This window comes from Pseudomonas izuensis (assembly GCF_002356535.2).
GTDB lineage: Bacteria > Pseudomonadota > Gammaproteobacteria > Pseudomonadales > Pseudomonadaceae > Aquipseudomonas > Aquipseudomonas izuensis.
Window position 1 is genome coordinate 2,124,686 of record NZ_AP017423.2, and the last position, 26,867, is coordinate 2,151,552.

The 26,867-nt window shown below is 61.7% G+C and carries 24 protein-coding genes; 9 read left to right on the forward strand and 15 right to left on the reverse strand.

Annotation, left to right across the window (positions count from 1 at the left end; genetic code table 11):
• Positions 1 to 3: 3 nt before the first annotated feature.
• The 4 genes from LAB08_RS09610 to LAB08_RS09625 form a co-directional block, all read right to left on the reverse strand.
• Positions 4 to 1,581, reverse strand: coding sequence for an aldehyde dehydrogenase (NADP(+)) (locus tag LAB08_RS09610; RefSeq protein WP_096512449.1), 1,578 nt, complete (start codon positions 1,579 to 1,581; stop codon positions 4 to 6).
• A gap of 80 nt (positions 1,582 to 1,661) precedes the next feature.
• Complete coding sequence (locus tag LAB08_RS09615; protein WP_096512448.1) at positions 1,662 to 2,609, reverse strand: dihydrodipicolinate synthase family protein; 948 nt, start codon at positions 2,607 to 2,609, stop codon at positions 1,662 to 1,664.
• A 51-nt stretch (positions 2,610 to 2,660) separates the two neighbouring features.
• Positions 2,661 to 3,587, reverse strand: a complete 927-nt coding sequence (locus LAB08_RS09620) for a 4-hydroxyproline epimerase (RefSeq protein ID WP_096512447.1) — start codon at positions 3,585 to 3,587, stop codon at positions 2,661 to 2,663.
• 29 nt (positions 3,588 to 3,616) lie between these two features.
• Positions 3,617 to 5,263, reverse strand: coding sequence for an APC family permease (locus LAB08_RS09625; RefSeq protein WP_096512446.1), 1,647 nt, complete (start codon positions 5,261 to 5,263; stop codon positions 3,617 to 3,619).
• A gap of 230 nt (positions 5,264 to 5,493) precedes the next feature.
• On the opposite strand from LAB08_RS09625, the gene LAB08_RS09630 reads away from it, so the two are divergent.
• Positions 5,494 to 6,273, forward strand: a complete 780-nt coding sequence (locus LAB08_RS09630; protein WP_096512445.1) for an AraC family transcriptional regulator — start codon at positions 5,494 to 5,496, stop codon at positions 6,271 to 6,273.
• A gap of 3 nt (positions 6,274 to 6,276) precedes the next feature.
• Here LAB08_RS09630 and LAB08_RS09635 read toward each other — a convergent pair whose 3' ends face one another.
• The 5 genes from LAB08_RS09635 to LAB08_RS09655 all read right to left on the reverse strand — a co-directional run bounded on the left by LAB08_RS09635 (position 6,277) and on the right by LAB08_RS09655 (position 9,504).
• Positions 6,277 to 6,477: a hypothetical protein gene (locus tag LAB08_RS09635; protein ID WP_096512444.1), complete on the reverse strand. Its 201-nt coding sequence runs from the start codon at positions 6,475 to 6,477 to the stop codon at positions 6,277 to 6,279.
• A gap of 365 nt (positions 6,478 to 6,842) precedes the next feature.
• Positions 6,843 to 7,268, reverse strand: coding sequence for a YajG family lipoprotein (locus tag LAB08_RS09640; protein ID WP_096512442.1), 426 nt, complete (start codon positions 7,266 to 7,268; stop codon positions 6,843 to 6,845).
• A gap of 235 nt (positions 7,269 to 7,503) precedes the next feature.
• The gene (locus LAB08_RS09645) at positions 7,504 to 7,917 is read right to left on the reverse strand and encodes a VOC family protein (protein WP_096512441.1); all 414 of its coding nucleotides are present in this window, start codon (positions 7,915 to 7,917) and stop codon (positions 7,504 to 7,506) included.
• A gap of 89 nt (positions 7,918 to 8,006) precedes the next feature.
• Positions 8,007 to 8,666, reverse strand: coding sequence for a TetR/AcrR family transcriptional regulator (locus LAB08_RS09650; protein ID WP_096512440.1), 660 nt, complete (start codon positions 8,664 to 8,666; stop codon positions 8,007 to 8,009).
• A complete protein-coding gene (locus LAB08_RS09655; RefSeq protein ID WP_096512439.1) occupies positions 8,653 to 9,504 on the reverse strand; it encodes a 3-hydroxybutyryl-CoA dehydrogenase in 852 nt (283 codons plus the stop codon). Before LAB08_RS09655 ends, LAB08_RS09650 begins: the two co-directional genes overlap by 14 nt.
• Before the next feature lie 166 nt (positions 9,505 to 9,670).
• On the opposite strand from LAB08_RS09655, the gene LAB08_RS09660 reads away from it, so the two are divergent.
• From LAB08_RS09660 to LAB08_RS09670, 3 genes are all read left to right on the forward strand, one after another.
• Positions 9,671 to 10,678, forward strand: a complete 1,008-nt coding sequence (locus tag LAB08_RS09660; RefSeq protein WP_096512438.1) for an AraC family transcriptional regulator — start codon at positions 9,671 to 9,673, stop codon at positions 10,676 to 10,678.
• A gap of 179 nt (positions 10,679 to 10,857) precedes the next feature.
• Complete coding sequence (locus tag LAB08_RS09665) at positions 10,858 to 11,454, forward strand: DUF6338 family protein (RefSeq protein WP_096512437.1); 597 nt, start codon at positions 10,858 to 10,860, stop codon at positions 11,452 to 11,454.
• A 162-nt stretch (positions 11,455 to 11,616) separates the two neighbouring features.
• The gene (locus tag LAB08_RS09670; RefSeq protein ID WP_096512436.1) at positions 11,617 to 13,431 is read left to right on the forward strand and encodes an ABC transporter ATP-binding protein; all 1,815 of its coding nucleotides are present in this window, start codon (positions 11,617 to 11,619) and stop codon (positions 13,429 to 13,431) included.
• A gap of 3 nt (positions 13,432 to 13,434) precedes the next feature.
• Here the strand turns inward: LAB08_RS09670 and LAB08_RS09675 are convergent, their stop codons facing one another.
• The 3 genes from LAB08_RS09675 to LAB08_RS09685 all read right to left on the reverse strand — a co-directional run bounded on the left by LAB08_RS09675 (position 13,435) and on the right by LAB08_RS09685 (position 16,896).
• The gene (locus LAB08_RS09675; protein WP_096512435.1) at positions 13,435 to 14,388 is read right to left on the reverse strand and encodes an alpha/beta hydrolase; all 954 of its coding nucleotides are present in this window, start codon (positions 14,386 to 14,388) and stop codon (positions 13,435 to 13,437) included.
• Positions 14,389 to 14,574: 186 nt separating this feature from the next.
• Positions 14,575 to 15,573 (reverse strand): NAD(P)H-quinone oxidoreductase, encoded by a 999-nt coding sequence (locus LAB08_RS09680; protein WP_096512434.1) that lies wholly within the window; start codon positions 15,571 to 15,573, stop codon positions 14,575 to 14,577.
• A gap of 87 nt (positions 15,574 to 15,660) precedes the next feature.
• The gene (locus LAB08_RS09685; RefSeq protein WP_096512433.1) at positions 15,661 to 16,896 is read right to left on the reverse strand and encodes a YbfB/YjiJ family MFS transporter; all 1,236 of its coding nucleotides are present in this window, start codon (positions 16,894 to 16,896) and stop codon (positions 15,661 to 15,663) included.
• Between the two features lie 120 nt (positions 16,897 to 17,016).
• Between LAB08_RS09685 and LAB08_RS09690 the strand changes: the two genes are divergently transcribed.
• Positions 17,017 to 17,892, forward strand: a complete 876-nt coding sequence (locus LAB08_RS09690; RefSeq protein ID WP_096512432.1) for a LysR family transcriptional regulator — start codon at positions 17,017 to 17,019, stop codon at positions 17,890 to 17,892.
• 87 nt (positions 17,893 to 17,979) lie between these two features.
• Here LAB08_RS09690 and LAB08_RS09695 read toward each other — a convergent pair whose 3' ends face one another.
• Positions 17,980 to 18,702: a pirin family protein gene (locus tag LAB08_RS09695; protein WP_096512431.1), complete on the reverse strand. Its 723-nt coding sequence runs from the start codon at positions 18,700 to 18,702 to the stop codon at positions 17,980 to 17,982.
• 316 nt (positions 18,703 to 19,018) lie between these two features.
• Between LAB08_RS09695 and LAB08_RS09700 the strand changes: the two genes are divergently transcribed.
• Together LAB08_RS09700 and LAB08_RS09705 are read left to right on the forward strand one after the other, a co-directional pair.
• On the forward strand, positions 19,019 to 19,969 hold the full coding sequence (locus LAB08_RS09700) for a GlxA family transcriptional regulator (protein ID WP_096512430.1): 951 nt from the start codon (positions 19,019 to 19,021) through the stop codon (positions 19,967 to 19,969).
• A gap of 160 nt (positions 19,970 to 20,129) precedes the next feature.
• Positions 20,130 to 21,557: an ATP-binding protein gene (locus LAB08_RS09705; protein WP_096512429.1), complete on the forward strand. Its 1,428-nt coding sequence runs from the start codon at positions 20,130 to 20,132 to the stop codon at positions 21,555 to 21,557.
• Positions 21,558 to 21,643: 86 nt separating this feature from the next.
• Here LAB08_RS09705 and LAB08_RS09710 read toward each other — a convergent pair whose 3' ends face one another.
• Entirely contained in the window at positions 21,644 to 24,448 is a 2,805-nt protein-coding gene (locus LAB08_RS09710; protein ID WP_096512428.1) for an ATP-binding protein, read from the reverse strand.
• Positions 24,449 to 24,821: 373 nt separating this feature from the next.
• On the opposite strand from LAB08_RS09710, the gene LAB08_RS09715 reads away from it, so the two are divergent.
• Both LAB08_RS09715 and LAB08_RS09720 read left to right on the forward strand, forming a co-directional pair.
• Positions 24,822 to 25,397 (forward strand): flavodoxin family protein, encoded by a 576-nt coding sequence (locus LAB08_RS09715; RefSeq protein WP_096512427.1) that lies wholly within the window; start codon positions 24,822 to 24,824, stop codon positions 25,395 to 25,397.
• A gap of 45 nt (positions 25,398 to 25,442) precedes the next feature.
• Positions 25,443 to 26,267: an alpha/beta fold hydrolase gene (locus LAB08_RS09720; protein ID WP_096512426.1), complete on the forward strand. Its 825-nt coding sequence runs from the start codon at positions 25,443 to 25,445 to the stop codon at positions 26,265 to 26,267.
• A gap of 135 nt (positions 26,268 to 26,402) precedes the next feature.
• Here the strand turns inward: LAB08_RS09720 and LAB08_RS09725 are convergent, their stop codons facing one another.
• Positions 26,403 to 26,819, reverse strand: a complete 417-nt coding sequence (locus LAB08_RS09725) for a helix-turn-helix domain-containing protein (RefSeq protein WP_096512425.1) — start codon at positions 26,817 to 26,819, stop codon at positions 26,403 to 26,405.
• Between the last annotated feature and the right edge of the window lie 48 nt (positions 26,820 to 26,867).

Genomic DNA, 26,867 nt, shown 5'->3' on the forward strand with positions numbered 1-26,867 from the left:
TTCCTAGGCTTCCCTCTGGCCGTCGAGCAGGCGGCGCAGCTGCAGCGGGTTGCTGTGCTTGAGCGCGGCGGGTAACAAGGTGTCCGGGAAGTCCTGATAGCAGACCGGCCGCAGGAATCGCAGGATGGCGGCTGTGCCTACAGAGGTCGTACGCGGGTCGGAGGTAGCCGGGAAGGGGCCGCCATGGACCATGGCGTCGCACACCTCGACACCCGTTGGCCAGCCATTGACCAACAGGCGACCGGCCTTGCGCTCCAGGGTCGGCAGCAGTGCCCTGGCCTGGTCCAGGTCGGCATCATCCAGGTGCAAGGTGGCGGTCAGTTGACCTTCAAGATGCTCGGTGACCTGGCGGATCTCCTCGTCGTTGGCGCATTGCACGATCAGCGATGCGGCGCCGAACATCTCTGCCTGAAGATGCTGGTCAGCGAGAAAATCCTGTGCACGGGTGACGAACAGATGGGCCTGGCCCTGGTTCGGTCCTGTTCCCGTTTGACCCGTCACCACGCGCTGAGCGTGGGCGTTTTCGGCCAGTGCGCCGACGCCTTGCTGATAGGCGTTGAAAATGCCCGGGGTGAGCATGGTCTGGGCGGGGCTGCGGTGGACGAGGCCGGCAGCGGTGGCGATGAAGTCGTCCAGTGCGGGGCCTTGACGGGCAATCACCAGGCCAGGGTTGGTGCAAAACTGGCCGGCACCCTGGGTCAGGGACGCGACGAAGCCCTGGGCCAGCCCTTCGCCACGGGTCTGCAAGGCGGCCGGAAACAGGAACACCGGGTTGATCGAGCTCATTTCCGCGTACACCGGGATCGGCTCGGGACGCGCCTGGGCCGCCTTGCACAAGGCGATGCCACCGCTGCGCGAGCCGGTGAAACCCACGGCCTTGATGCGCGGATCGCAGACCAGGGCAATGCCCACTTCACGGCCGGAACCGAACAACAGCGAGAACACGCCTTCGGGCAGATCACACTTTTTCACGGCACGAGCCACCGCGCGGCCCACCAGTTCGCTGGTGCCGGGGTGGGCGCCGTGGGCCTTGACGATCACCGGGCAACCGGCCGCCAGTGCCGAAGCGGTGTCGCCGCCGGCGACAGAGAACGCCAGTGGAAAATTGCTGGCGCCGAACACGGCCACCGGCCCCAACGGCACCTGGCGCTGACGCAGATCCGCGCGTGGCAGCGGCTGGCGTTGCGGTTGCGCGAGATCAACGCGAACGTCCAGCCATTCTCCGGCACGCACCGTGCGGGCGAAGGTGCGCAGTTGTTGGCAGGTGCGGCCACGTTCACCCTGGATACGTGGGAGCGGCAGGCCTGTCTCGGCCATGGCGCGTTCGATCAACTCATCGCCCAGCGCTTCGATTTCATCGGCAATGGCTTCGAGGAATTCGGCGCGTGCGCCCAGGGGCGTTTCGCGATAGCCGTCGAAGGCTGCCCAGGCCAGTGCGCAAGCCTGTTCCACCTGCTCGGCGGTGCCGCCAGGATAGGCCGGTTCGAGCGGTTGGTCGGTGGCTGGATTGATCGCCCGGATCGCTTCGCGGCTGCCGCAAATGGCGTGCGGGCCGATCAGCATGTTGCCTGTCAGAGTCATGGCGCTTCCTGAAAAATTTGGGTTGATCCTGTCCCACAGCCGGCGCGCTTTCACGCGCCGCTGTGGTCGTGTGCCGGGTGTCAGACCAGGTTCTGCTCTTTCGACCAGTTCGCGTACCACTGGCGGAACAACCCGTACTGGGCCTCGGCGTATCGACGCTGGGCATCGGTGAGCGCATCGGTCTCGTTGAAGTGCAGGGTGTATTCCTTGTCGCCGTTGAGCACCATCAGGTGCTTGTAATAAAGCACCAGATCGCAGCCTTCGTCGAAGGACGACAGCACGGCCAGCGCGGATTCCAGTTCGCGTGCCAGGCGCCGGGCCTTTGCGTCACCTTTGGCGGCCTGCTTGCTCAGGGCCACCAGTTGCAGCACTTCCCGCGGTAGTGCGTTGCCGATGCCGGTGATGGCACCGGTGGCGTTGCAGTTGACGAAGCCATGAACCACCTGGGTATCGACGCCCACCATGAGGGTGACGTCGTCGTCCTTGGACGTGATGTTCTCGGCGGCGTAGCGCAGGTCGGCAGCGCCGCCGAACTCCTTGAAGCCGATCAGGTTCGGGTGCTCGCGGCGCAATTCGAAGAACAGATCGGCGCGGGTGGCGAAGCCGTAGTAAGGGCTGTTGTAAATCACTGCCGGAAGATTCGGGGCGGCGTTGAGGATGGCGGCGAAGTGTGCCTTTTGCGCGGTGGCCGAAGCGCCACGGGACAGCACGCGAGGAATGACCATCAGGCCATGGGCGCCGATCCTGGCCGCATGGGCCGCGTGAGCCACCGCTTCGCGGCTGTTGACGGCACCGGTACCGACGATGGTCGGGATGCCGGCGGCGACCAGGCGCGCCACGCCTTCCTGGCGCTCGGCCTCGGTGAGCAGGGGCCAGTCGCCCATCGAACCGCAGTACACCACAGCACTCATGCCGATATCGATCAGTTCGCGACCCTTGGCCACCAGGGCGTCAAAGTCCGGTTTGCGCTCGGCGGTGCATGGGGTCATCAGCGCGGGAATGCAGCCAGTGAAGATGTTATCGCTCATTGTTGTAGCTCCTTGGAACATTCATTCAGATTGATAGGAAGGCACGGGGGCTCAAATGCCCCACGCGAAGGGATCCTGTTCGTCGATCAGCAGCGTGCTGTCGGCAGTCATGTACGCGCGGCCGGTAATGAACGGGCGGATGCGTTCGCCTTCCCATTCGTAGCGGCCTTCAAACTGGCTGGCGGTGATGCTGGCCTGAACCCAGCGCTCGCCCGCGGCCAGTTTTCCATCGGCCGCCAGGCACGCCAGTTTGGCGCTGGTGCCGGTGCCGCAAGGCGAACGGTCGTAGGCCTTGCCTGGGCACATGACGAAGTTGCGACTATCGGCGCGGTCGTCCTCGGCAAACAGTTCGATATGGTCGATGAGGGCGCCGTCTTCGCCGTGGATGCCCTGGTCTTGCAGCGCCTTGAGCATCGCCCAGGTGTACTCGGTGAGGGCTTCGACGTTGTCCAGTTGCAGCGTCTTTCCATGGTCGGATACCAGGAAAAACCAGTTGCCGCCCCAGGCGATATCGCCGTACACGCGACCATGGCCGGGCACCTCGACGGCGACCTGTTGGCAGTAGCGGTAGGCGGGCACGTTACCCACGGTCACCGCCCCGTCTGCGTGCAACGTGGCGCTGACCTGACCGACCGGCGTATCGATCTTGTGCACGCCAGGGCTGATATGACCCAGGTGATGCAGGGACGCGACCAGGCCGATGGTGCCGTGGCCGCACATGCCGAGGTAACCGGCATTATTGAAGAAGATCACGCCGCAGGTGGCATCCGGCGAGACCGGCTCGCAATACAGGGCGCCCACCAGCACATCGTTGCCCCGGGGCTCCAGCAGGCAGGCGCGACGCCAGCGGTCATGTTGGTCGCGCAAGGCATCGCGCTTTTCGGCCATGGAGTTGCCGGGCAGATCGGGAAAGCCTTTCATCACCAGGCGAGTGGGTTCGCCGCCGGTGTGGGAATCGATGACATATACTCGTTTCATGAACCTGTCCATTGAGTGATTTGAGGGTTTCAGGACGAAGCCCGCACCTGGGCGCCTGCGGGACGTTGGCCAGTAGCAATACCGGTAGTGGTCAGCGCGGCTTCGCTTTCATCGTCCTCGGTTTCGAGACGGACCAGATGCGCCGGCACGCCGGTCGCCGCGCCCCAGTAATAGATACCCATGGCGCAGGCCGCCACGACCAGGGTGTCGAAGGGATGGCTGAGGACGCCAATGCCACCGAAGCTTCCGAGTTTGGACAGCACGATAGTCACGGCGTAGAAACCGATCAGCCATGCGGATGAGCGCACTTGCTGGCCCAGGTTCAGGTGATGGGTCGGCACGAAGCGACCGCACAGCAGGTAAACCACGAACATCAGGATCTGCAGGCCGAGCAACCAGGACACGGTGCTCCAGCCCGACCAGTAGACGATCAGCGCGGCGATGATGAACGACAGCGGCCCCAGCACACTCATCCACTTGACCCGGAACGGACGCGGCATATCGGCGGCGTTGCGGCGCAGTGCGGCCACCGTCACGGGCGCCACGGCGTAGCTGAGCACCAGGGCGGCCGATACCACGTTGATCAGCGCTTCCCAGGACGGGAAGGGCAGGGTCCAGAACACCGACAGGGCAAAGGTCAGCCACAGCGCCGGGCGCGGGATGCCGGACTTTTCGTCGATGCGGGTGAAGACTTTGAAGAAGGTGCCGGTTTGCGCCCAGCCATAGATGACCCGCGGTGTGGCGTTCATGTAGATGTTGCCGCAGCCGCTGGGGGAGATCACCGCATCGGCGACCACCAGGTAGGCCAGCCAACCTACGCCCAGCGCCAGGGCGATGTCACGGTAAGGCAGCGCCAGTTCCTTGGTGACCCCGGCCCAGCCGTTGGCCAGCATTTCGGTGGGCACGCCGCCGAGGAAAGCGATCTGCAACAACACATAAATGGCGGTGGAGAGCAGCACGGAGAGGATCAGTGCAATCGGAATGGTGCGTTGCGGGTTCTTCACTTCACTCGCCACCGAGATGATGGGCGTCAACCCGAGGTACGCAAAGATGACGCCGCCGGCGGACACCGCCATCTCCACACCCGAAAGGCCGAATGGCGCGAAGCCCTGGGCCTGGAAGTTTTCCGGCTTGAAGAAGGTGAACAGCACGCCGATGACCAGCAACGGCACGACGAACTTGAACACGCTGACCAGGTTATTGGCCTTGGCGAAGGTCTTCACGCTGCGATAGTTGAGCAGGAAGAACAGGCAGAGCAGACCGAATTGCACCAGCCAGCCCACCACCGTGGGGTCGCTGGAGCCGGCCTTGGTCAGCCCGGGAAACCACGCGGCGGCATATTGGCGCGAGGCGACCACCTCGATCGCCACCAGGCTAGAGAAGGCGATCAGCGTGATAAAGCCCATCAGGTAGCCGAGCAGCGGGCCATGGGAGTACACCGGATAGCGAACCACGCCACCGGCACGGGGCAGCGCCGCGCCCAGTTCACAGTAGACGATGCCCAGCAGCAGGACAGCAAAACCGCCCAGCAGCCAGGAAAAAATCCCGGCCGGTCCCGCGATGGCGGACACGTGACTGGCCGCGAACAACCAGCCCGAACCGAAGATCGCCCCCAGTCCGATAAACGTGAGGTCTATCAATGAAAGTTGCTTTTTGAACTTGCCGTTGCCTGACATGGCGTCGCCTTCTTGTGAGTTATTGGATAGGCAGGGGTGATGTCACTGGGGCTATAGCGTGAACCCGTCAGCCTGGCCGCGATTGATGTTTTCCATTGGCATGGATGACGAAATCAGCACAGTGCGGAGGACGGCGAGGTGCCCTCGACAGGATGACGGGGTTGCGGCAACCTGCTCGGCGTGCGCCGTATCAAGGGTGTTTTGCCTGGGCAAAGAGGGGAGGGAGTTTCATGACGCAGAATGCGCTGGCGATCCTGTGCCAGGGGAACGACGCCAGTCGTCCTCAGACCATCGATGAATTATTGGCGGGCGTGGCACTGCTGCTGCCGATGCTGGACGTGATTCCCAATGCGGCGATCTTTATCAAGGATGTCCAGGCGCGCTACGTCATGGCCAATCGCACCCTGGTTCAGCGCTGCGGGCTGAAACACTTGCAGCCCCTGCTGGGGAAAACCAGTGCCGAGGTCTTCCCCGCGCAGTTGGGGCCTGGCTATACCGAACAGGATCGACGGGTTCTGGAGCAGGGGTTTGTACTGGAGGACCAACTGGAGCTGCATCTGTACGGCAGTCGAGAGCCCGGTTGGTGCCTGACGCATAAACGGCCGTTGTATAACCGTAATGGTGAAATCATCGGCCTGGCGGGGATCTCGGTCGACTTGCAGTCGGCCAGTGAGACACATCCGGCCTACCAACGCCTGGCGGCTGTGGACGAGTACATTCGCACGCATTTCAACCGGCGCGTCACCCTGGGCGAGTTGACGCGGATTGCCGGCATTTCAGTGGCGCAACTGGAACGATACTGCAAGCGTGTGTTCAACCTGACGCCGCGACAGATGATCCAGAAAGTTCGCCTGGAGCACGCGCATCGCCTGTTGCATACCGACATGCCCATCACGGATGTCGCACTGCAGTGCGGCTATACCGACCACAGCGCGTTCACCCGCCAGTTCAAGGCATTGACCGGCTTCACTCCGCGCCAGTACCGGCAGGTCACCCTCGGTGAATCATGACGATCAAAAACCGGCTACCTGTGCGACGTGATTGTCCTGCGCTGCGGCCATCAGGTGCAGCGGCACCTGCTGTTGTTTCTCCAGACACGGAATTTCAAAGCTACCCACGATCTGAAGCTGTCGCTCATTCAACCCGGTCGCCTCCTCTTCTTTTGCCTTGGCCATTCTCGCGTGGTTCGCTGCGATTTCATTAAGAGTTGACACGTTACATCTCCGGTGACTGACCAAGCGTATTGCTGGAGGCCTTAAGCATTAGTTTGAGGGGCGGGCGTGTCAGAATTATGTCGTTCTGAGGCCGCTACGACCGCCTGTGCAAGCCGTAAGCCAGACAGGGGCGCGTTTTGCGCCCCAGGTTTTGATTTGCGACGAAAGGTTGTGTGATCACCACCGGACCCACCAACACCTGTAGGAGCTGGCTCGCCAGCGAAGGCGGCGAGTCATTCAACATGGATGACATCTGACCCACCGCTTTCGCCGGCAAGCCGGCTCCTACAGAAAACGGAGGGCGGCGGGTCGATCAACAGGGACGTCGCCTGACCCACCGCTTTCGCCAGCCATCCCTGTTCCGGCTACAACCGGTACTTGATGACAATCCCCTTGAGCTTGCGCCCCTCGATGGCTTTCACATCGCGCGCCCACAGCGGCCCATTGGCATAGGCGCCCACTGTCCCGATATGGTCATAGACCACCACCACGGCATCACCACCCAGCTTGGCGGATTCCTCGCGCAATTTCTGTTCGACCTCGGCAATCGGTGGTGCGGGATCGACACTGGCGTCAATCAGCACTTCACCCAGGCGAATGTGCGGGCGCAGGGGTTCGGAGCGCAGCACCACGACTTCGCTGGGCACCGTTGGCGCGGGATGCTCGACGCCGACGTAGGCAGTGGTATGGGCATCGACAGTGGCGCAGCCACTGAGGGCGAGCAGTGCAGCGGTGAGCCCTCCGGCCAATAGCGACAATTTGAAACGGGCAGACCAGGAAGGGGCAGGCATGGTGGATTTCCTCCGGACAATCCGCTGGGGATGGCATGTTGACGGTAGCAGACGGTCGGGGAGTTGCCAGAAAGCCCAACCTGTTCAGGTTGGGCCCTTTCATGCATGGAACATCGTCGAACGTGTAGGAGCCGGCTTGCTGGCGAAGGGCGCGCCGACGTGTGACAGGTACATCGCTTTCGCTGCGGTGCGGCGATCCGACAAGCCAGCTCCTACAGGAGGGCATTGAGTGTTGTCATTGATCCTTTTCGCAGTTGACCATCCACGACACCCCAAAACGGTCGACCAACATGCCAAAACGAGCGGCCCAGAAGGTGGCCTCCAGTGGCATTTGTACATTGCCGCCTGCTGACAGCGCAGAGAACACCCGTTCCGCTTCGGCAATGCTGTCGACATTCAACGAAATCGAGCATCCGCTCATTTCTTCGGTGGGGCGGTCGGGTGTGGTATCCGAACCCATGATTGCCTGGTCGCCCACCGCCAGCCGCGTATGGATGATCAGGTTATGCAAGTCCTGGGGCACATGCTCGCCGGCGGGTGTTTCACCGAAGGTCAGCATGGCTTCGATCCGGCCCTTGAGGCATTCGGCATAGAAGGTGAACGCGGCTTCGCAGTCGCCATTGAAGATGAGGTAGGGATTGATTTTCATGGTTTGGCTCCCGGTCATTGAGGGACACATCGGATTGGACGCTTCGTTCAGGTGCGAATTCCGATGACATCGACTGGGCAAGCAAAGCGCTAAATGGCGGTGGGAGCCTGGGTTTCTTTAGACGATTTTTCGATAGACCGGGCAAGGCTTATCGCTTCGTTCGCGCGACGTGGCGCCAACAAACGCTCGATGCCGCCGCTCACCAGGTTTTCCAGCAGCTCATCATGCTCATGTTCGTCAAGCGAATGGCGAGCCAGCCAATCGGGCGCGCTATTGAGCAACCTGGCAATGGCATGCCCGGCCGCCAGAACGCCCGGCTCACTGAAGCGCGTTTTGGCCCCGAGCATCACCAGCAACCGGCGCTCATATTGCTCGCGCAGGTGCCGGACCCGAGCCTGTTGTTCTTCATTCAGGCAGCGGCTATCGCGCTCCACCAGCCGGAAATGCCACGGCATGTCACGGTGCAGGTTCAGGTGCGCGCGAATCAGGCTGTTGAGCCGGTCGCGTTTGGCCGGGGCTTTTTGTTCGATGCGGCCAAGGGTGGCCAACAACTCTTCGTAAAACTCCTCGATCAGGTCGAGCAGCAAGTGCTGTTTGCTCGGGTAATGGTGATACAGCGAGCCAGGGGAAAGCCCCAGGCACGCGGCGAGCTCGCGCATGCCGACCTGACCGAACCCCTTGCTGGCAAACAACTCCAGCACCTTGTCCCGGTACTCGGCGAAACGCGAGCAACGCTCAGGCGTAGACATGGAAGCCACGCCCCGTCTTGCGGCCCAGGTAACCGGCGGCGACCATTTCCTTGAGCAGCGGCGCCGGGCGATATTTGCTGTCGTTGAAGCCTTCGTAGAAGGCTTCCATGATCGCCAGCAGGGTGTCCAGGCCGATCAGGTCCCCCAGGGCCAGCGGGCCGATTGGCTGGTTGCAGCCCAGGCGCATGCCGGCGTCGATGTCTTCGGCACTGGCCAGGCCTTCCTGGAACACCAGGATCGCTTCGTTGATCATTGGCACCAGAATCCGGTTGACCACGAACCCCGGACGGTTGCCGGCGGTGATCGCGGTTTTGCCCAGCGCAGTTGCCATGTCCAGTGCCAGGGCGTGGGTGGCGTCGCTGGTTTGCAGGCCGCGGATGACTTCAATCAGGCCCATCACCGGCACCGGGTTGAAGAAGTGCAGGCCGATAAAACGCTCAGGCTGGCTGACACTGGCGGCAAGCTGGGTGATCGACAGCGACGAGGTGTTGGAAGCAATCACGCAGTCGGCGCTGACCTGTGCTGCGATCTGCTGCAATACCCGCAGTTTGAGTTCGAGGTTTTCCGTGGCGGCCTCGATCACCAGTTGCGCGTTATTCAGGCTGCTGTAGTCGGTGCTGGTGCGGATCTTGTCGAGGGCGGCGAGTTTTTGCTCCGGCGTCAGGGTCTCTTTGGCGATCTGCCGATCAAGGTTCTTGCCGACGGTCGCCACGGCTTTTTGCAAAGCGCTCTCGGAGATATCAAGCAAGGTCACGTTGAAACCGGCCAAGGCGCAAACTTGCGCAATACCGTTGCCCATGGTGCCGGCGCCGATCACGCCAATGTTTTGCAAATTCATGTTGCCGTCCTTCCGCTCAAACCCTGCGATACCTTGGCCGTAAGGGTGGCCGAAGGCGTACTATTGCCGCGAGTCTAGAGCCGGCGGGGCGGTTGTCCTATGCCGAAACTGTTCAACGGCACTGGTGTTTTTTGCCATTTCGAATGATGGGGAGCGTAGCGTTCAGATGCGGGAAAAGGACTCGGTGGCCGCCTACTTCGTGCAGGCGATGATCCACGGGCTGGGGGACGATCCGCAGCGAGTGCAGGCCGTGCTGGAACAGGCGGGCATCGATCCGGCGCTGATGCAGCAGCCCACCGCCCGGGTTTCGGCCAACGCCTTTGCGGCGTTGTGGCTGATTCAGATCCGCGAATTGAATGACGAGTTCTTCGGGCTCGACTCCCATGGCATGCCGCCGGGCGCTTTCGCCCTGATTTGCCGCGCATTGATTCAGGAGCCCGACCTGCATAAGGCCATGCGTCAGTGCCTGGCCAACTTCGCCCTGTTCCTGCGCGACTTTCGCGGCACGCTGACCGTGCGCGGCAAACGGGCGCTCATCAGCATGGATAGCCATTCGGCGAACGATGACGTCGCTCGGTTTGGCGAAGAGACCTTTCTGGTGTTGATGATCAGCCTGCTGTGCTGGCTGGGCGGTCGACGCATTCCCATCGACCGCGCGGATTTTCGCCACGAGCGGGTGTCCCTCAGTGACGACCGCCTGCTCTGGGGACCGAACCTGACCTTTGGTGCCGAACGTACTGAGATCGAGTTCGCCAGCCACTACCTGCGTCTGCCGGTAGTGCAGGATCTGGCCTCGCTGAAAGTGTTTTTACGCACGGCGCCGCAATGGCTGGTGATCCGCTTCCGCAACCAGCACGGCCTGGCGTCACAGGTGCATCAGCGCCTGCGCAACAGCCATTACAGCGATTGGCCGACCTTGCAGGCCTTTGCTCTCGAACAGCACCTGAGCCCCAGCACCTTTCGCCGCAAGCTGGAACGCGAAGGCTGTTCCTATCAGGAGATCAAGGACGAAGTGCGCCGCGCCGTGGCCTTCGAGCAATTGCGCCAGAGCCAGGCGAGCATCAGCGACATCGCCGAGCAATTGGGCTTTCAGGAACCGAGTGCGTTTCATCGCGCGTTCAAGAAGTGGACGGGGGAGAGTCCTGGGCGGTATCGGGCAAGGTTTCAGGCGTAGATAACGTGGGTCTTCGATTAAGTGTTTGTAGGACTTTTCCCTGATATTTGCCCGCTAAATCCCGGCCTTTAACCTTGAAACGTCTTGTGACGACAGCGACTTCGCAACTGATGGCGCGAGTTGCTGAGGTGAGGTATTTCTTTGCCCGAATCAAAGCTTTCAATGGATTGAAAACTTGCATGGATGAATTGATCAAGGAAGTGATACCGCTACTCCAGTATTTGATTCCGGGATTTTTAGCCGCCTGGATCTTTTATTCACTGACAGCCTTCAAGCGGCCAGACACCTTTGGACAAATAGTTCAGGCGCTTATTTTTACCTTTGTGATCCAGTCGCTGGTTGTCGGTTTGGGAGCGTTGCTGTTGGTTGCAGGTGAACGGTTCTTTTCAGTTGGCATGTGGGACAGAAAATCAGAGACCTTATGGTCAGCGGTGATTGCGGTCTTGATGGGGTTTCTTTCCTGCCACATTGCCAGTAGCGACAAGCTTCATGCTCTGCTTCGTAAGCTGAAAATAACCCGGCAATCTTCATATCCTTGCGAGTGGTACAGTGCTTTTTCAACGCGGCAGAGACATGTGGTGCTGCACCTGGTCGATGGTAAACGCCTGTTTGGCTGGCCGATAGAATGGCCGGCGGAGCCTGCAAGAGGGCAGTTCGTTCTTGAGTACCCTCACTGGATTGAAGATGCAGACCAGAGGTTTCACACCGGAGCTGAGGTGATTGTTATCGATGTTTCAAAAGTACAATGGGTCGAACTCCTGAAAACAATAGGGTAAACAAATGACAAGCAGAGCACCGCAAGAAATGCCGCCTGAAGTGCGGCGGCTAATGGAGGAATGGATTAACGGCGGTCCTCCTCCCCCAGGCTTGGTGATTCCACTCGGCCCTCCACCTTCAAGAAAAGAATCCGAGAGACCGCGTCGGCGAAACCGATAAATATGCCCGCGGTCCTTACCCGCTTCTCCTCATTGCTCGACCAGTCCCGACGCGCTCTGCTGCTGGTCTGGGGAACCTCCCGTGGCCTGTTCCTCGGCCTGGTGCTGGCAACACTGATCGCCGGGGTACTGCCGGCGCTGGCGGCGTGGTTGGGGCAGCGCATTGTCGATGCGGTGGTGTTCGCCATGCAGTTGCATGCGCAGCAGGGCAGTGCGCCGCTGTGGCCAGTGCTGCGTTATGTGCTGTTGGAGGCGGGGGTGCTGGCGATGCTGTCTGCCACCCAGCGTGCCTTGTCTGTCCAGCAGTCGCTGTTGCGTGTGCAGCTGGGGCAGAAGGTCAACACGATGATTCTGGAAAAGGCCCAGACGCTGTCGCTGGTGCAGTTCGAGAATTCCGAGTTCTACGACAAGCTGGTGCGAGTAAGGCGTGAAGCCTCGACCCGGCCGTTGGCGCTGGTGATGAAGTCGCTGGGGTTGACCCAGAACCTGATCGTGCTGATCAGCTTCGGCGTGTTGCTGGTACATTTTTCGCCGTGGGCGTTGGTGCTGTTGGTGGTCGGCGCGTTGCCGGTGTTTTTTGCCGAGGCGCATTTTTCCGGCGATGCCTTTCGCTTGTTCACTCGCCGTGCACCGGAAAGCCGGCAGCAGACTTATATCGAAACGTTGTTGTCCCATGAGGCCTACATCAAGGAGGTCAAGCTGTTCGGTTTCGCGCCGCTGCTGTTGCGGCGCTATAGCGAAACCTTCGCCCGGCTCTATGCCGAGGACCGGCGGCTGACGCTGCGTCGCGATGGCTGGGGTTTCGCGCTCGGTCTGCTCGGCACCGGGGCGTTTTATCTGGCCTATGCCTGGGTGGTGGTCGATGCGGTCCACGGCAACATCAGTCTTGGGCAGATGACCATGTACCTGGTGCTGTTCAAGCAGGGGCAGTCAGCGGTGAGCAGCAGTCTGAGCGCCATCAGCGGTCTTTACGAAGATGGCCTCTACCTGTCCAGCCTCTATGAATACCTGGCCGAGCCCGTGGTGGTCGATACCGGGCATCTCATTGTCGGTGCAGTGCCGGGTGACGGCCTGCGTTTCGAGAATGTCGGCTTTCGTTATCCGGGTGCCAGTCGGGCGGCGGTGGAAGGTGTCAGCTTTCATCTTGCACCGGGGCACAGCATGGCGCTGGTGGGGGAGAACGGTTCGGGCAAGACCACCCTGATCAAGCTGCTGACCCGTTTATACCGTCCCGATCAGGGGCGAATCCTGCTGGATGGCAGCGACCTGCAGGCCTGGGAGGAGGACGCGCTACGTCGGCGTATCGGCGTGATTTTCCAGGATTACATTCGCTACCAGTTCTCTGTCGGCGAGAACATCGGCGTGGGGGATACCCTGGCGTTCCAGGATGAGCAGCGTTGGCAAGAAGCCGCTGCCGAAGGCATGGCCGCGCCTTTCATCGAGCGCCTGGATCGCGGTTATGCCACGCAACTGGGGCGCTGGTTTGCCGGTGGGCAGGAGCTGTCCGGCGGGCAGTGGCAGAAGATCGCTTTGTCCCGTGCCTACATGCGCCGTGACGCCGATATCCTGATTCTCGACGAGCCGACTTCGGCGCTCGACCCGGCGGCGGAAGCGGCGGTGTTCGAGCATTTCAGCCGGCACACCCAAGAACGCATGACCCTGCTGATTTCCCACCGTTTTTCCAGTGTGCGCAACGCCGATCACATCATCGTGCTCGATCAGGGCAGGATTCTTGAGCGCGGCGATCACCACCGCCTGGTCGCGGCGGGTGGGCGCTATGCGCAATTGTTCGACTTGCAGGCGCGGGGCTATCGATAACCCTCAGGAGTCCTGCGCGTCCCGTGAAACCGTCGGGCCGGCGATCTGCGGTTTGGCTTTCATCAAACCGTCGAGTGCCTGGCGATACTGGTTACCGCCCAGGCTCATGCTGTTGTTGTGCGTCCCGCCGGGGATCAACAACAGGCGTTTAGGTGGGTTGGCGGCATTGAACAGTTGTTGGCTGAAGCGCGAAGGCATGAATGGATCGGCCAGGCCATGGACCACCAGCAACGGCATGTCGATGTCGACGATCTTGTCGATGGAATCGAATTTCTGCGAAAGCAGCCACCGCACTGGCAACCAATTGATAGGCAGGTTGTTGCCGGCCACCTCCGCCACGGCATCGCCCAGCGAGGTGAAGGTGGACTCGATCACCAGACCGTGCACGGGCACGGCGACCTGCGCCTTTTTCGCTTCGGCGGCCAGGTCTGCCGCGAGGTCGATTGCCACCGCGCCGCCCAGGGAATGACCGTAGATCAAGCGTTTGCCGGCATCGGGTTGCATCACCGTGAAGCGCTCCCAGGCGGCACGGGCGTCTTCGTACACGCTGGCTTCCGACGGCAGGTCGCCTTTGCTCTGGCCAAAGCCGCGGTAATCGATCGCCAGCACCGAATAGCCCATGGCGCGCAATTGCTCTATGCGAAAGGCCTGGCCGGTGAGGTTCCAGCGCACCCCGTGCAAATAGAGGATCGAGGGGGCGTCGCGACGTGCCGCAGGCCACCACCAGGCGTGCAGGTTTTGCCCGGCCTTGAAACCGGGAGGCTGGATGTCGAATTCCTGGACGTCCTGCGGCAAGCCGCTGTACCAGCTTGCGGTGCCCGGTTCGATGCGGAACAACAATTCGCGCTCCTTGTACTTGAGCGTACCACAACTCGCCGGCAGCCCGACGACCAGCGCAACCATGCACAGCAGCGGCAGCCAGCGTCGGCGCAGACGGGTGAGGAGGGCGGAGGGCATTGGGTGGTTCGCCGGGAAGACATGAAGCCCGCGTTGTAACAGATGCGCGGGTGAGGCGGGGAAAATTTAGACCTGTGGGAGCGAGCCTGCTCGCGATTGCGATTGTCCAGTCGCCTGATATGTCGACTGACAGACTGCAATCGCGAGCAGGTTCGCTCCCACAGGGGTTAGTGTTGCTCCAACGGATCACTTCACCCGCAAAACAATTTTGCCAATATGATTGCCCGCTTCCATCTGCGCATGGGCCAGCGATGCTTCGTCGAGCGTGTAGACCTTGTCGATCATCGGCAGGCAACGACCGGCCGCCAGCACCGGCCATACATGTTCGCGCAATTGCCGGGCGATCTCGGCTTTCTCTTCCCGAGTGCGGGAACGCAACAGCGAGCCAGTGACGATGGCGCGTTTGGCCATGATCGCCAGCAGATCGACATCCTTGGCGATCGCGCCACCCAGGAAGCCCAGCATCACCAGCCGACCCTCGAGGGCCAGGGCCGCGACGTTACTGTTCAGGTACGAACCGCCCATGATGTCGAGAATCACATCGACGCCCCGCCCCGCGGTTTTTTCGGCGATGACCTGGGCGAAATCCTGATCGCGATAGTTGATCGCCTCGGCACCCAGCTCGCGAATCACCGCAGACTTTTCTTCACTGCCGGCCGTGGCGAAAGCCACTATGCCAAATTCGCGGCAGAGCATCAGCGCGGTGGTGCCGATGCCACTGGTGCCGCCATGAATCAGGGCCCGTTGACCCTTGCGGGCGCCACCCATCTCGAACAGGTTGGCCCACACGGTGAAGAAGGTTTCCGGAATTGCCGCAGCGTGCTCCCAGTCCAGGCCCTCCGGAATCGGCAACGTCTGACTGGCCGGGACCGCGCAATACTGCGCATAGCCACCGCCATTAGTCAGCGCACAGACCTTGTCGCCGACATTGAACTCGCTGACACCTGCGCCGACCGCGACCACTTCACCGGCCACTTCCAGTCCCGGGATCGGGTTCATGCCGGGCTTCATCGGGTACTTGCCGGCACGTTGAATCACATCGGGGCGGTTGACCCCGGCGGCACGCACGCGGATCAGCACTTCACCGCTGCCGGCGGTGGGCACGGCCGCCTGGCGCGGTTGCAGGACTTCGGGACCACCGGGTTGGGTGATTTCGATGAGGGTCATGGTCTGGGGAAGTGTCATGTGGGATACCTATCAAAAGTGAAATCAATTCAAAAACTATAGGAGCAAGCTTGCTCGCGAAGGCGGTGTGTCAGGTAACAACAATGTTCAATGGGCCGACGTCTTCGCGAATGGGCTCGCTCCCGCATAGGATGGGGTTATCAGGCGAACAGCCAATTCCAGCAACAACGCACAAACAAACGCCCCCGCCGCAATCACGAACATCAACCCGTGATGCCCACCACTGGCATTGAACAACGCCGAGTACGCAAACCCGGACAGGGCCTGAACGGTGGCGAACGAAACCGTGGCGCGACTCCAGGCGACCTGTTGTTGATGATGCTCGGGGATCAGTTCGTGAACCCGGGCCAGCGCCAGAGGCACGATGCCCGGCGGGAACGAACCGATGATCACCGCCAGCAACGCCAGTGCCGCGAAAGAACTGGAAATCGACAGCAGGCCGATCGCTATCGCCTGCACTGCCAGCACCAGGCGAATGCCCGGCTTCGCTCCCAGTTGATCGGCCAGAAAACCGTAGCTCACCGGCCCGACAATTGCGCCGAGGCCATACATGACCCAGATCAGCGCGCCGACATGTTGTCCGGCCCCCAGCCCGCGGGCCACGTAATCCACCAGGAACACCATGGCCGGCACCAGCCCGGCCGCCATGAGCGCGTATTGGGCGAACAGCAGGTAGACACTTGGATTCATCGAAGTCGAAGGGGCTTTGACTGGCGTCGAAGCCGTTGCAGGGGGCGCGGACGAAGGCCAGCCGAACCAGCTGACCGCTGTCAGGACCAGCGCCAGCAGGCCGAGGCCGAGCCAGGTTTGTTGCAAGCCCAGGCTCAGCAGCGGCGGCACGATCGTCCCCGACCCGGCAATGCCCAGGCCAAGACCGAGAAAGATCGCACCACTGGCCAGGCCTTTGCGCGAGGCCGGCACATGGGGCAATACCGTCGCCGCGACCAGCACCATGATCGCGCCACCGGCAATGCCGGACAGCAAGCGCCAACCGAAGAACCAACTCACCGATAACGGAAAGGCACAGGCGAAAAACGCCAGGGTCACTGCCAGCATCATCAGCCGCAGCACCGTTTTGTTGGACGTGCGCCGAGCCAGCGGATGGCCGATCAGCGCACCGATCAGGTAACCCACCAGGTTGGCGGCGCCAAGGAACACGACGTCGCTGGCGGAAAACCAGTGGGCTTCGATCAACGAGGGAATCAACGGCGTATAGGCGAATCGCGCCAGGCCGATGCTGACCAGGCTGGCGCAGAGGCCGGCGAGGATCGGCAACCAGAGCGCGTTGCGCGTTATGCCGGGAGGAGCGGTTGAGCTGGGCATGAGCGTTGTCCTGTGGGTATTCTCTGGTGACCAGCATAACGATATCTTTTGATGCAATAATGCTGCGAATTTGCGTTTCAGTGATGCGTAAACGCATCAATGCATCGTCAGGAGGCCCCTATGAATTGGGATGACGCACGGGTATTTCTCGCGGTCTGCCGCGAATCGACGTTGCGCGGCGCCGCAAGGGTGCTGGGTGTGGATCAGGCCACGGTGGGTCGGCGGATCGCAGCGCTGGAAAAATCATTGAGCGCGACCCTGTTTCTGCGCACCTCCGAAGGCTACGCACTGACCGCCGTGGGCGAAGCGGCGATGCGTGCGGTGGAGAAAATGGAGCATACGGCGCTGGAACTTGAGCGGCGGATTCAGGGGCTCGATGAACGGTTGACCGGATGTGTGCGGGTCACCACTACGGACTCCCTGGCGATCGATTTCCTGATTCCAGCCATCGCCCGTTTGCATCGCCACCACCCCGATGTGCGGGTGCAACTGAATGCCTCCACGCAAATCCTCAGCCTGGCCAAGCGCGAAGCCGACATTGCCGTGCGTAATACCCGGCCGGATAACCCGGACTTGATCGCTCGGCGGATCGCCCGTTGGCCGGTGGGTCTGTTTGCTTCGCAAGATTACGTGGACGCCCACGGTATTCCGGAGCCGGGAAAGGCGTTCGAGGGCCATGACCTGGTGGTGTATCAGCCGTATTTGCAGGGAGGCAAGGACATGACGCTGGTCAGTGAGCCGCTGGGGCGCGGACGGATTGTCTCGAGCCTGAGCTCCAGCCTGCTGGTGCGCCGGTCCATCGCGGCGGGGATCGGGATTGGGGAAATGTCGGTGTACATGGGGGAGAGGGACGGGCTGGTCAGGCTATGGCCGGAGCGCACCCGACCGCTACCCTACGATGTGTGGCTGGTGACCCATGCCGACCTGCGGCACACCGCCAGGGTGCGGGTGGTGATCGATGAGATCGTCGAGGAGTTTTCCAAGGCGGGTGAATAACCTGCGAGCCTGCTCGCGATAGCGGTGGATCAGTCCCTATGTTGAATGTGTAGCCGCCATCGCGAGCAGGCTCGCTCCTACAGGGATTTATGGCATTTCGGGCAATTCCTGCGCACGCAAATCGAACACCAGTACCTCGGCATCCACGCCGTTGCTCAATGTCAGCAACTGTTCTTCGCGAACCCGCACACCATCACCTTCCTGCAAGGGCATGCCGTTGAGTTCGACACTGCCCCGTGCCACATGCACATAGGCGTAGCGATTGGCGGCCAGTTCCAGAGTTGCGTTTTCCTGGCCATCGATCAGACCGGCATACACCCGCGCATCCTGGCGCACCTTCAGCGAACCCTTGGCGCCGTCGGGGGAGATGATCAGTCGCAGGCGACCGCGCTTCTTCTGCGGGCTGAAATGCTCCTGTTGATAGCGCGGTTTGGCGCCACTCACCTCGGGCACGATCCAGATTTGCAGGAAGTGCACCGGGCGTTTGTCCGAGTGGTTGAATTCACTGTGTGCCACGCCACTGCCGGCGCTCATCAACTGCACGTCGCCAGGACGGATCACCGAGCCGGTGCCCAGGGTGTCCTTGTGTTCCAGCGCGCCGTCGAGCACGTAGGAGAAAATTTCCATATCCCGGTGCGGGTGCTGGCCGAAGCCTTTACCGGCGGCCACGCGGTCATCGTTGATCACCAGCAGATCGGAAAATCCCTGCTCCCTGGGATTGCGATAGTTAGCGAAGGAAAAGGTATGGAACGACTTCAACCAGCCATGGTTGGCCATGCCACGATCAGAAGCTTTGCGAAGGGTCAGCATGATGGATTCTCCTGAGGGACGTGAATTCGTCCGAGTGAGGAGAAGGTTAATGGTTACTGGTTGGTGCAATAAGTAGATGGAAATTGAAATACTGTCGCATTCAGGTTGACAGTAATATTGGCGACGCTGACTTCGCACTTCGCCATAATGCACACCAACGCAAGGCACCTAACCTGTGGGAGCGAGCCTGCTCGCGAAAGCGGTCTGACCCTCACCTCTTCGTTGAATGTGAAACCGTTTTCGCGAGCAGGCTCGCTCCCACAGGGGATGGCGTCCAGCAGACTGATCTATTGATGACTCCAGTGATGTTGAACCCATGAAAACCGTGGCAATGGTGCTGTTCCCCAACTTTCTCCTGCTCGACATGGCCGGGCCCATGGAGGTGTTTTCCATTGCCAATCGGTACCTCAAGCCTGACGACCACTATGTGCTGACGACCATCGGTACCGAGCCTGGTGCGCTGCGGGCGTCCAATGGCGTGAGCGTGCACGCCGATGTCGATATCGATCAGGCCTGTGACGGCTTCGATCTGCTGCTGGTGCCCGGTGGTCCCGGCGCCTACAACGAAAAACATCCGCGGTTGCTCGACTGGCTCAAGCGCTGTGTCAGCCGATCCGCAAGCTATGGCTCGATTTGCACCGGCGCGTTTGTGCTGGGACATGCCGGTTTGATCGACGGCTACCGTGTGACGACCCACTGGCACTACACCGAGCGCTTGATCAAGGCCTTCCCCAGGACCACCGTCGAGACCGACCAGATTTTCGTTCAGGACCGCAACCTCATCACGTCCGGTGGCGTTACTGCCGGCATTGACCTTGCGTTGTCAGTGGTTGCCGAAGACCATGGCAAGAAAGTCGCGCAGGATGTGGCCAAGGTGTTGTTGGTGGTGATGAAACGCCAGGGCGGCCAGGCGCAGTTCAGCCCGTTGATGGCGGCGGTGGCACCCCATGAGACGGCGATCACCCGGGTGCAGAACCATGTCCTCGAGCATCTCGACGAACCCTTCAGCATCGAACGCATGGCCGGTCTGGGTGCCATGAGCCCGCGCCACTTCGCCAGGGTGTTCGCCCGTGAAGTGGGCATGACGCCCATGGAGTTTCTGCAAAGTGCGCGCATCGATTGCGCCCGCAATCTGTTGGAAACCACGGAGTTGCCGCTCAAGACCGTGGCCTTCAAAAGCGGCTTCGGCAGCGTGCGGCACATGCGTTTTCTGTTCGGTGAAAAACTCGGACTGACCCCGGCGCAGTACCGCGAGCAATTCAGCTAGCGTTCTTGTCCGTCGTGCGCACCGTAATGGCCGTGACGCTCCCCCCGTGATGGTTGTACCGTCACCGAGGCCTGCCAAGATAGCCGGGAACTCATTGCAAGGAAGGTACGGAGCCTGGATGGACTCGCGTGCCGAGCAGGCTCCCGGCGGGTGAAGGTGCATGAACAGCCTACGAGACATACACAGCGAAACGGTGCTGCGCTTCGGCCCCTACGCATTTCATCTGAATCAGCGGCTGGTGCTGGAAGGCGACCAGCCGCTGCGCCTGGGCGGACGGGCCCTGGATATCCTGCAGGTGCTGGTCGAGCACGCGGGCTCGGTGGTCAGCAAGGACGAACTGATCGCTCGGGTCTGGCCGCGTTCAGTGGTCGAGGAAATCAATCTGCGCGTGCACATTGCCGCGCTGCGTCGGGCTTTTCGCGACGGGCAGAACGGGCATTGCTACATCGTCAACATTCCGCAGCGCGGCTACAGCTTTGTCGCGCCGGTGCGGCAGGCCTCGCCGCTCACGCCCATCGCGCTCGAAAGCCCGCCATCACACCCACAAAAGCCCCGCCATAACCTGCCGGCACGCCTGACACCGGTCACCGGACGCGATGCGGTAGTGGGCAGTCTGGTGCGCCAGTTGCCGGTGCAGCGCTGCATGTCCCTGGTCGGGCCTTGCGGTATCGGCAAGACCACCGTTGCCCTGCGGGTCGGCGAGCTGCTGTTGCAGCACTATCGCGACGGCGTATGGCGGGTGGATCTGGCAATGCTCGATGACCCGGCACAGGTGGTCGATCACCTGGCGCGCACCCTTGAGCTGGACACCGGCACCGCCCTGGAATCGCTGGGGCAATGGCATGCGCTGCTGATACTCGATAACTGCGAACACGTGCTGGAACGCTGCCGGGCCCTGGTCGAAACGCTGATGGCCTCGGCGCCGCGCCTGTCGATTCTGGTCACTAGCCGCGAACCGCTGCTGGCCACCGGCGAAACACGACTGCCGTTGCCGCCGCTTGTGGTTCCGCCGAGGTCGGCGTTGCGCAGTGTCGATGAAGTCATGGGCTATTCGGCGGTGCAGCTGTTCGTCAGCCGTGCCCGGGCTCGTCAGCAAGGGTTTGCCCTGCGCGAACAGGACCTCAAGGCCGTGCGCGAGATCTGTCGGCGGCTCGATGGTTTGCCACTGGCGATAGAGCTGGCGGCGTCGCAGATCGACGCGCTGGCGCTGGTGGGTTTGCAAGCGCAACTGGATAACTGCTTCCAACTGCTGACCCAGGGTCGGCGCACGGCAGTCCCCCGGCATCAGACCCTCAAGGCTGCGCTGGACTGGAGTTATGAACGGCTGAGTCCGGTGGAGCAAACCGTGTTGCAGCGCCTGGCGGTGTTCAAGTCGGCGTTCACCCTGGAGGCGGCGATGGGCGTGGTGGATTGCGCCGCGCTGTCGACTGCCAATCTGGGAAAGGTGCTTCAGAGCCTCGCGCTGAAATCGCTGCTTTCCCTGGAGCAAGCCAACGGTGTTTCCCGTTACCGCTTCCTCAACACCACCCGCGGCTATGCCCTGGAAAAACTCGAATGTAGGAGCGAGCCCGCTCGCGATGGTCGCTAACGATTACGCGTGTTTTTCTGGTTAAACGCGGCGTGCTTAAGTCCATCGCGAGCAAGCTCGCTCCTACAAAAAAAAGCGCCTCGGCATCAAATCCGAACGTTGTCCTGCAACTCGTCGAGTAAACGGCGCACGGCGATCAGGTCCGGCGTTGCATGTCCTTCGGTGAAACGCTGGTAGATCGGCGTCAACAGTTCATGGGCTTGGCGGTAGCGCCCCTGACGCTGCCAGAGCCTGGCCAGCGAAGTGGCGCTGCGCAGTTCCCAGGCCAGCGCGCCTTGGGATTTCGCCACGTTGAGCGCCTTGAGCAAGGTGGTTTCGGCAGTACAGTTTTTCACCGGGCAATCGACGGCCAGCAGCGTATCGGCACGGGCCCTTAGAATCTCTGCGGTGCTCCAGCCTGCCGCGCCGCTGTCGGCACGTTGCAGCAAATCGTCATCGATGAACCCGGGGCCCAGCGTGACCATGATTTCCTTGATCAAGCCGATGCCCGGACGTTGCGATGCCTGCGCATCGGCACCGTCGATGACTTGCGCATACTGCCGGGCCCAGGTGTAGAACAGCAGCACCGAGTTTTTCTGTGCCTGTTCCAGCAGCAGGTGCAACAGTTCGCGAGCGGTGCGGGTGTGGCCGTTGTAGTGGGCGATCAGGCAACCCGAGAGCGCCAGGGTGTAGCAGATGGACGTGCCATGGTTGATCTGCAAGGCAATGTCCAGCGCCTGTTGGGCCGTGCGCCAGGCCTGTTCCGGTTGCCCCTGCAACCAGAGAATGCGCGCCAGGATGGTCAAGGCGGCGACGCTCTGGTCGTACTGCACGCCAAAACCATGGGTGAAGCGGTTGAGGTGGCCGCTTTGGGCCATGCGCTGGATCACCTCTTCGGCATTCAACCGCGCCCGTGACTGATCCCCGGCAAAGTGCAGGGCCAACACCCGCAGGCGATGCGTGCTGAGCGACAGCACCGGGTCGCCGTGCAGGCCCAACTGGTCGAATTGCTGGCTCTGCTCCAGGGCCATCTGATAATTGCCACAGCTGAGGTTGACCGCCATGTGCCCGGAAACGGCGCGCAGCTCTCCGACCACGTCATTGCATTGTCTGGCCAGGGTTCTGGCGGTGACGAAAGCGCCGATGGTTTCCTCATTGCCGCCCTGGACGTGATAGCAGGCGCTACCGAGGGCCAGCTTCAGGTTCATTTTCAAACGCGGGCAGGGCTCGGGCGCAGCGTCGAGCAAGGCCAGGGCCTTGCGCACATGACCGCCGTGCTCCTTGAGCAGTGACAGTTCTTGCCAGAGTGGTGTGGACGCCGCCGTCAAGCGGATCGCCAGCATTTGCGGTCCCCGGGTATTCAGGCCCCAATCGAGGGCCGCGCGGATGTCTTCCAGGCCACGGGCGTAACGCTCGATCCACAGCGCTGTCGGCGTCTGCTCCCAATTTTTTTGCGCCTGATGCATCAAGGCAAGGCAGCGTTCGGCGTGGCGTTCCCGGGTGGCGGGCAGTTCGCTGGCCTGTTCGAGTTTTTCCAGGGCATAGCGGCGGGTCGTGTCGAGCAGGCGGTAGAACACTTCTTCATCGCCCACGTCCACACTCAACAGGGACTTGGCCACCAGTTGCATTATCGAGCCAAACACTTCTCGGGGTTCGATGTGCTCGCCTACGATCACCGCCGCTGCCGACTCCAGGGTAAAGCCACCGCGGAAAACGCCCAGTCGGCGCAGGCAGGTTTGTTCGCAGGCGCTGAGCAGTTCGAAACTCCAATCCAGCGTGGCGCGCAGGGTCTGATGCCGGCCCGGGGTTGCCTGGCTGCCGTGGGGCAGCAGGCGAAAGCTGTCCTGCAGTTGCGCCAGCAAACCACCCAGGCCAAGGCTGGGGACTTGGGCGGCCGCCAGCTCCAGGGCCAGTGGAATGCCATCGAGGCGGCGGCAGATGTCGACTGCCAGTGGCAACTCGGCATCGCTCAGTTCGAAACTGTCCTGGCTGGCCATGGCTCGCTCGACGAACAGCTGCAGCGCGGAAAAGCTCAGGGCCTGGGCACGGTCCAGCACGGCAATGGGCGGTGGGCAGTCCAGCGACTCAAGGCGCTGGATGAACTCACCCTCGGCCCGCAGACCCTCGCGGCTGGTGGCCAGGATGTGCACCTGCGGTGCGCCACGCAGCAGGCTTTCACAGAGCAGGGCGACGTGGTCGATCAGGTGTTCGCAGTTATCGAAGAGCAGCAGCATCTGCCGTTCGCGCAGGAACAGGGCGAGGCTGTTCAGCGGTTCGGCGTCGTGCAGGGACAGGTCCAGTAGCGTGGCCAGGTGACCGGCGATCATCAGCGGGTCATTGATCGGTGCCAGGTCCAGCAGGCGAATGCCGTCACGATATTGACCGATAAGATGTTCGGCCACGCGCAGCGCCACGGTGGTCTTGCCGATGCCGCCTGGGCCGACCAGGGTGATGAAGCGCTGGCGCGGCAGCTGCGTCACCAGGCTGTCGACCAATGCCTTGCGACCGATCAGGCGAGTGCGGCGCAGGGGCAGGTTGTGGCCGCTCGATTCAACCGGAGCGTTTTGCGGGCGCTGTCCGATTGATTCCAATGAATACGGTGCAACGAAGCTGTAGCCGCGCTGGGCCACGGTGATGATATAGCGCTGGCCGGCCTGACCGTCGCCGAGCGCCTTGCGCAGGGCCGCCATGTGCACCCGCAGGTTGATCTCTTCCACCACAGTGTTGGGCCAGACTTCGGCAATCAGTTGTTGCTTGCTGACCACGTTCCCGGCGTGCTTGAGCAAGATCAACAGGATGTCCATGGCCCGTCGGCCCAGGCGCAGGGGCTGGTCGGCCTCCATGATCAGGCGCTGTCCGGGGTAGATCCTGTAGGGGCCGAAATGCACAGCCTGTTCGAGGAAAAGGGTCAACGGGTCACTCCTGCCTGGGGCCTTTCAGTTCGCGGTTTTCGAGCATATTCCCCAGATTTTTTCGCCAGCGCAATGCAGGACCTGGGTGACGGCCGGGGTTCGCTTCGGACTGTCGGTTGCCACGCACTGATAGTCGCTCCGTGTTTATTGGGCGTGGCGTCTATAACGCGGCGCCGGGGCTTTTGGCGCGTCATGAAAAATTAACAACGTTTAACTCGTCCTGCGTCCGGTCTACCCCCAAAACTCACCTTCTTCAACTTCCACCCGGTCATGTGGGAGCGAGCCTGCTCGCGAATGCGGCGGCACATTCAACATCGTCAGTGACTGATACAACGCGTTCGCGAGCAGGCTCGCTCCCACAAAGGACACCGGAATGAGCAACGTAGTGGTGGTCTATCACAGTGGCTACGGGCATACCCGTGTCATGGCCGACGCCGTGGCCCGGGGTGTGGAGCGGCATCCGGGCAGCACCTGCCTGCTGGTGGCGGTCGAAGACGTGGATGAGCACTGGGACCACCTGCACCGCGCCGACGCGATCATTTTCGGTGCCCCGACCTACATGGGCAGTGCCTCGGCAGCCTTCAAAGGCTTCATGGACGCTACAGCGGCGTTCTATCTGGCGCAACCGTGGCGCGACAAGCTGGCGGCCGGTTTCACCAATTCCGGCTGCCTGTGCGGTGACAAGCTCAACACCCTGCTGCAGATGGCGGTGTTCGCTGCCCAGCACTCGATGATCTGGGTCGGCCTCGACCTGCTACCCGCGCGCTCCGGCATCGGCGTGTTCGATGGTCAACTCAATCGCCTCGGCAGCTCCCTGGGCGCGATGGCCCAGTCGAATGTCGAACAGTCCCCTGACGAGGCGCCACCGGCTGAAGACCGTTGCACCGCCGCGCACCTGGGAGAGCGAGTCGCGCGGCTGGCCGAGCTGATGGGACGCGCATCTGCCTGATTCAACTCAAACCAACAACCCCACCCCACGTAAAGGAGCACGCCCATGAGTACGTTTATCACCCGCGACGGTACCGAGATTTACTACAAGGACTGGGGCAGCGGTCAGCCCATCGTCTTCAGTCACGGCTGGCCGCTGAATGCCGACAGTTGGGAATCACAGATGATGTTCCTGGCGTCCCAAGGCTACCGGGTCATCGCCCACGATCGTCGCGGCCACGGCCGCTCCAGCCAGCCTTGGACCGGCAACGACATGGACACCTACGCCGATGACCTGGCGCAATTGATCGAGCTGCTGGACCTGAAAGACGCCGTATTGTTCGGCTTCTCCACCGGTGGCGGCGAGGTGGCGCGCTACATCGGCCGCCATGGCACTGGTCGCGTGGCCAAGGCCGGGCTGATTTCCGCGGTGCCGCCGCTGATGCTCAAGACCGAAACCAATCCTGGCGGATTGCCCATTGAAGTGTTCGATGGCATTCGCCAGGCGTCGCTGGTGGATCGTGCGCAGCTGTACAAGGACCTCGCCAGCGGCCCCTTCTTCGGCTTCAACAAACCCGGCGCCAAGCCATCCCAGGGCATGATCGACTGGTTCTGGATGCAGGGCATGACCGCCGGCCACAAGAACGCCTACGACTGCATCAAGGCATTCTCGGAAACCGACTTCACCGAAGACCTCAAGAAATTCGATGTGCCGACCCTGGTGGTGCATGGCGACGCCGACCAGGTGGTGCCGATCGAAGCGGCGGGCATTGCTTCGGCAGGGTTGGTAAAGGGTTCGCAGCTGTTGATCTATCCCGGTGCACCCCATGGCTTGACGGATACCCACAAGGACCAACTCAACGCTGATCTGCTGGCGTTCCTCAAGGGCTGACCGATTCCCCCTCTGTGGGAGCGAGCCTGCTCGCGAATGCGGTGTGTCATTCAGCAGTAATGTCGACTGACACTCCCATTCGCGAGCAGGCTCGCTCCCACAGTGGGGATCACTCACTTCCGTATTGGTGCCGGCCTACAGGGTGGTCTGGTGAAGGGAGCGCACCGTCCGGCAACGCCAGGCAAACGGATTGATGCCTTCGCTGCGGGTGAACATGTGGCAGAAGTGCGCCTGATCGCAGAAGCCGCACTCCAGGCTGATTTGCGTGAGGCTAAGGTCGGTATGCTGGATCAACAGCTTGGCCCGGGCGATGCGTTGCTGGCGAATCCAGTCCTGGGGCGAGAGGCCGGTGCTGCATTTGAAGGCACGGGAAAAATGACTGCGCGACAACGCACAGGCCTGGGCCAGTTCAGTCACTTCCAGGGATTCACCCAGGCGCTCGAGGATCAGCTGTTTTACCAACCGCTCGCGCCACGGACTGAGGCCGCCGGCGCTTTTCTTTTGCGTTTCAGTGACTGTCGCGTGGGCAGTTTTTTGCTGCAAGTGAGCCATGGCGAATGTCCGGGTCGGTAGGACTGATTCTTGAATCCGAGGGCTCTG

What these genes read in the sequence shown, in the direction of transcription:
- LAB08_RS09610 (WP_096512449.1), bottom strand. Translation starts at nt 1,581, where the DNA reads ATGACTCTGACAGGCAACATGCTGATCGGCCCGCACGCCATTTGCGGC.
- LAB08_RS09615 (WP_096512448.1), bottom strand. Translation starts at nt 2,609, where the DNA reads ATGAGCGATAACATCTTCACTGGCTGCATTCCCGCGCTGATGACCCCA.
- LAB08_RS09620 (WP_096512447.1), bottom strand. Translation starts at nt 3,587, where the DNA reads ATGAAACGAGTATATGTCATCGATTCCCACACCGGCGGCGAACCCACT.
- LAB08_RS09625 (WP_096512446.1), bottom strand. Translation starts at nt 5,263, where the DNA reads ATGTCAGGCAACGGCAAGTTCAAAAAGCAACTTTCATTGATAGACCTC.
- LAB08_RS09630 (WP_096512445.1), top strand. Translation starts at nt 5,494, where the DNA reads ATGACGCAGAATGCGCTGGCGATCCTGTGCCAGGGGAACGACGCCAGT.
- LAB08_RS09640 (WP_096512442.1), bottom strand. Translation starts at nt 7,268, where the DNA reads ATGCCTGCCCCTTCCTGGTCTGCCCGTTTCAAATTGTCGCTATTGGCC.
- LAB08_RS09645 (WP_096512441.1), bottom strand. Translation starts at nt 7,917, where the DNA reads ATGAAAATCAATCCCTACCTCATCTTCAATGGCGACTGCGAAGCCGCG.
- LAB08_RS09650 (WP_096512440.1), bottom strand. Translation starts at nt 8,666, where the DNA reads ATGTCTACGCCTGAGCGTTGCTCGCGTTTCGCCGAGTACCGGGACAAG.
- LAB08_RS09655 (WP_096512439.1), bottom strand. Translation starts at nt 9,504, where the DNA reads ATGAATTTGCAAAACATTGGCGTGATCGGCGCCGGCACCATGGGCAAC.
- LAB08_RS09660 (WP_096512438.1), top strand. Translation starts at nt 9,671, where the DNA reads ATGCGGGAAAAGGACTCGGTGGCCGCCTACTTCGTGCAGGCGATGATC.
- LAB08_RS09665 (WP_096512437.1), top strand. Translation starts at nt 10,858, where the DNA reads ATGGATGAATTGATCAAGGAAGTGATACCGCTACTCCAGTATTTGATT.
- LAB08_RS09670 (WP_096512436.1), top strand. Translation starts at nt 11,617, where the DNA reads ATGCCCGCGGTCCTTACCCGCTTCTCCTCATTGCTCGACCAGTCCCGA.
- LAB08_RS09675 (WP_096512435.1), bottom strand. Translation starts at nt 14,388, where the DNA reads ATGCCCTCCGCCCTCCTCACCCGTCTGCGCCGACGCTGGCTGCCGCTG.
- LAB08_RS09680 (WP_096512434.1), bottom strand. Translation starts at nt 15,573, where the DNA reads ATGACACTTCCCCAGACCATGACCCTCATCGAAATCACCCAACCCGGT.
- LAB08_RS09685 (WP_096512433.1), bottom strand. Translation starts at nt 16,896, where the DNA reads ATGCCCAGCTCAACCGCTCCTCCCGGCATAACGCGCAACGCGCTCTGG.
- LAB08_RS09690 (WP_096512432.1), top strand. Translation starts at nt 17,017, where the DNA reads ATGAATTGGGATGACGCACGGGTATTTCTCGCGGTCTGCCGCGAATCG.
- LAB08_RS09695 (WP_096512431.1), bottom strand. Translation starts at nt 18,702, where the DNA reads ATGCTGACCCTTCGCAAAGCTTCTGATCGTGGCATGGCCAACCATGGC.
- LAB08_RS09700 (WP_096512430.1), top strand. Translation starts at nt 19,019, where the DNA reads ATGAAAACCGTGGCAATGGTGCTGTTCCCCAACTTTCTCCTGCTCGAC.
- LAB08_RS09705 (WP_096512429.1), top strand. Translation starts at nt 20,130, where the DNA reads ATGAACAGCCTACGAGACATACACAGCGAAACGGTGCTGCGCTTCGGC.
- LAB08_RS09715 (WP_096512427.1), top strand. Translation starts at nt 24,822, where the DNA reads ATGAGCAACGTAGTGGTGGTCTATCACAGTGGCTACGGGCATACCCGT.
- LAB08_RS09720 (WP_096512426.1), top strand. Translation starts at nt 25,443, where the DNA reads ATGAGTACGTTTATCACCCGCGACGGTACCGAGATTTACTACAAGGAC.
- LAB08_RS09725 (WP_096512425.1), bottom strand. Translation starts at nt 26,819, where the DNA reads ATGGCTCACTTGCAGCAAAAAACTGCCCACGCGACAGTCACTGAAACG.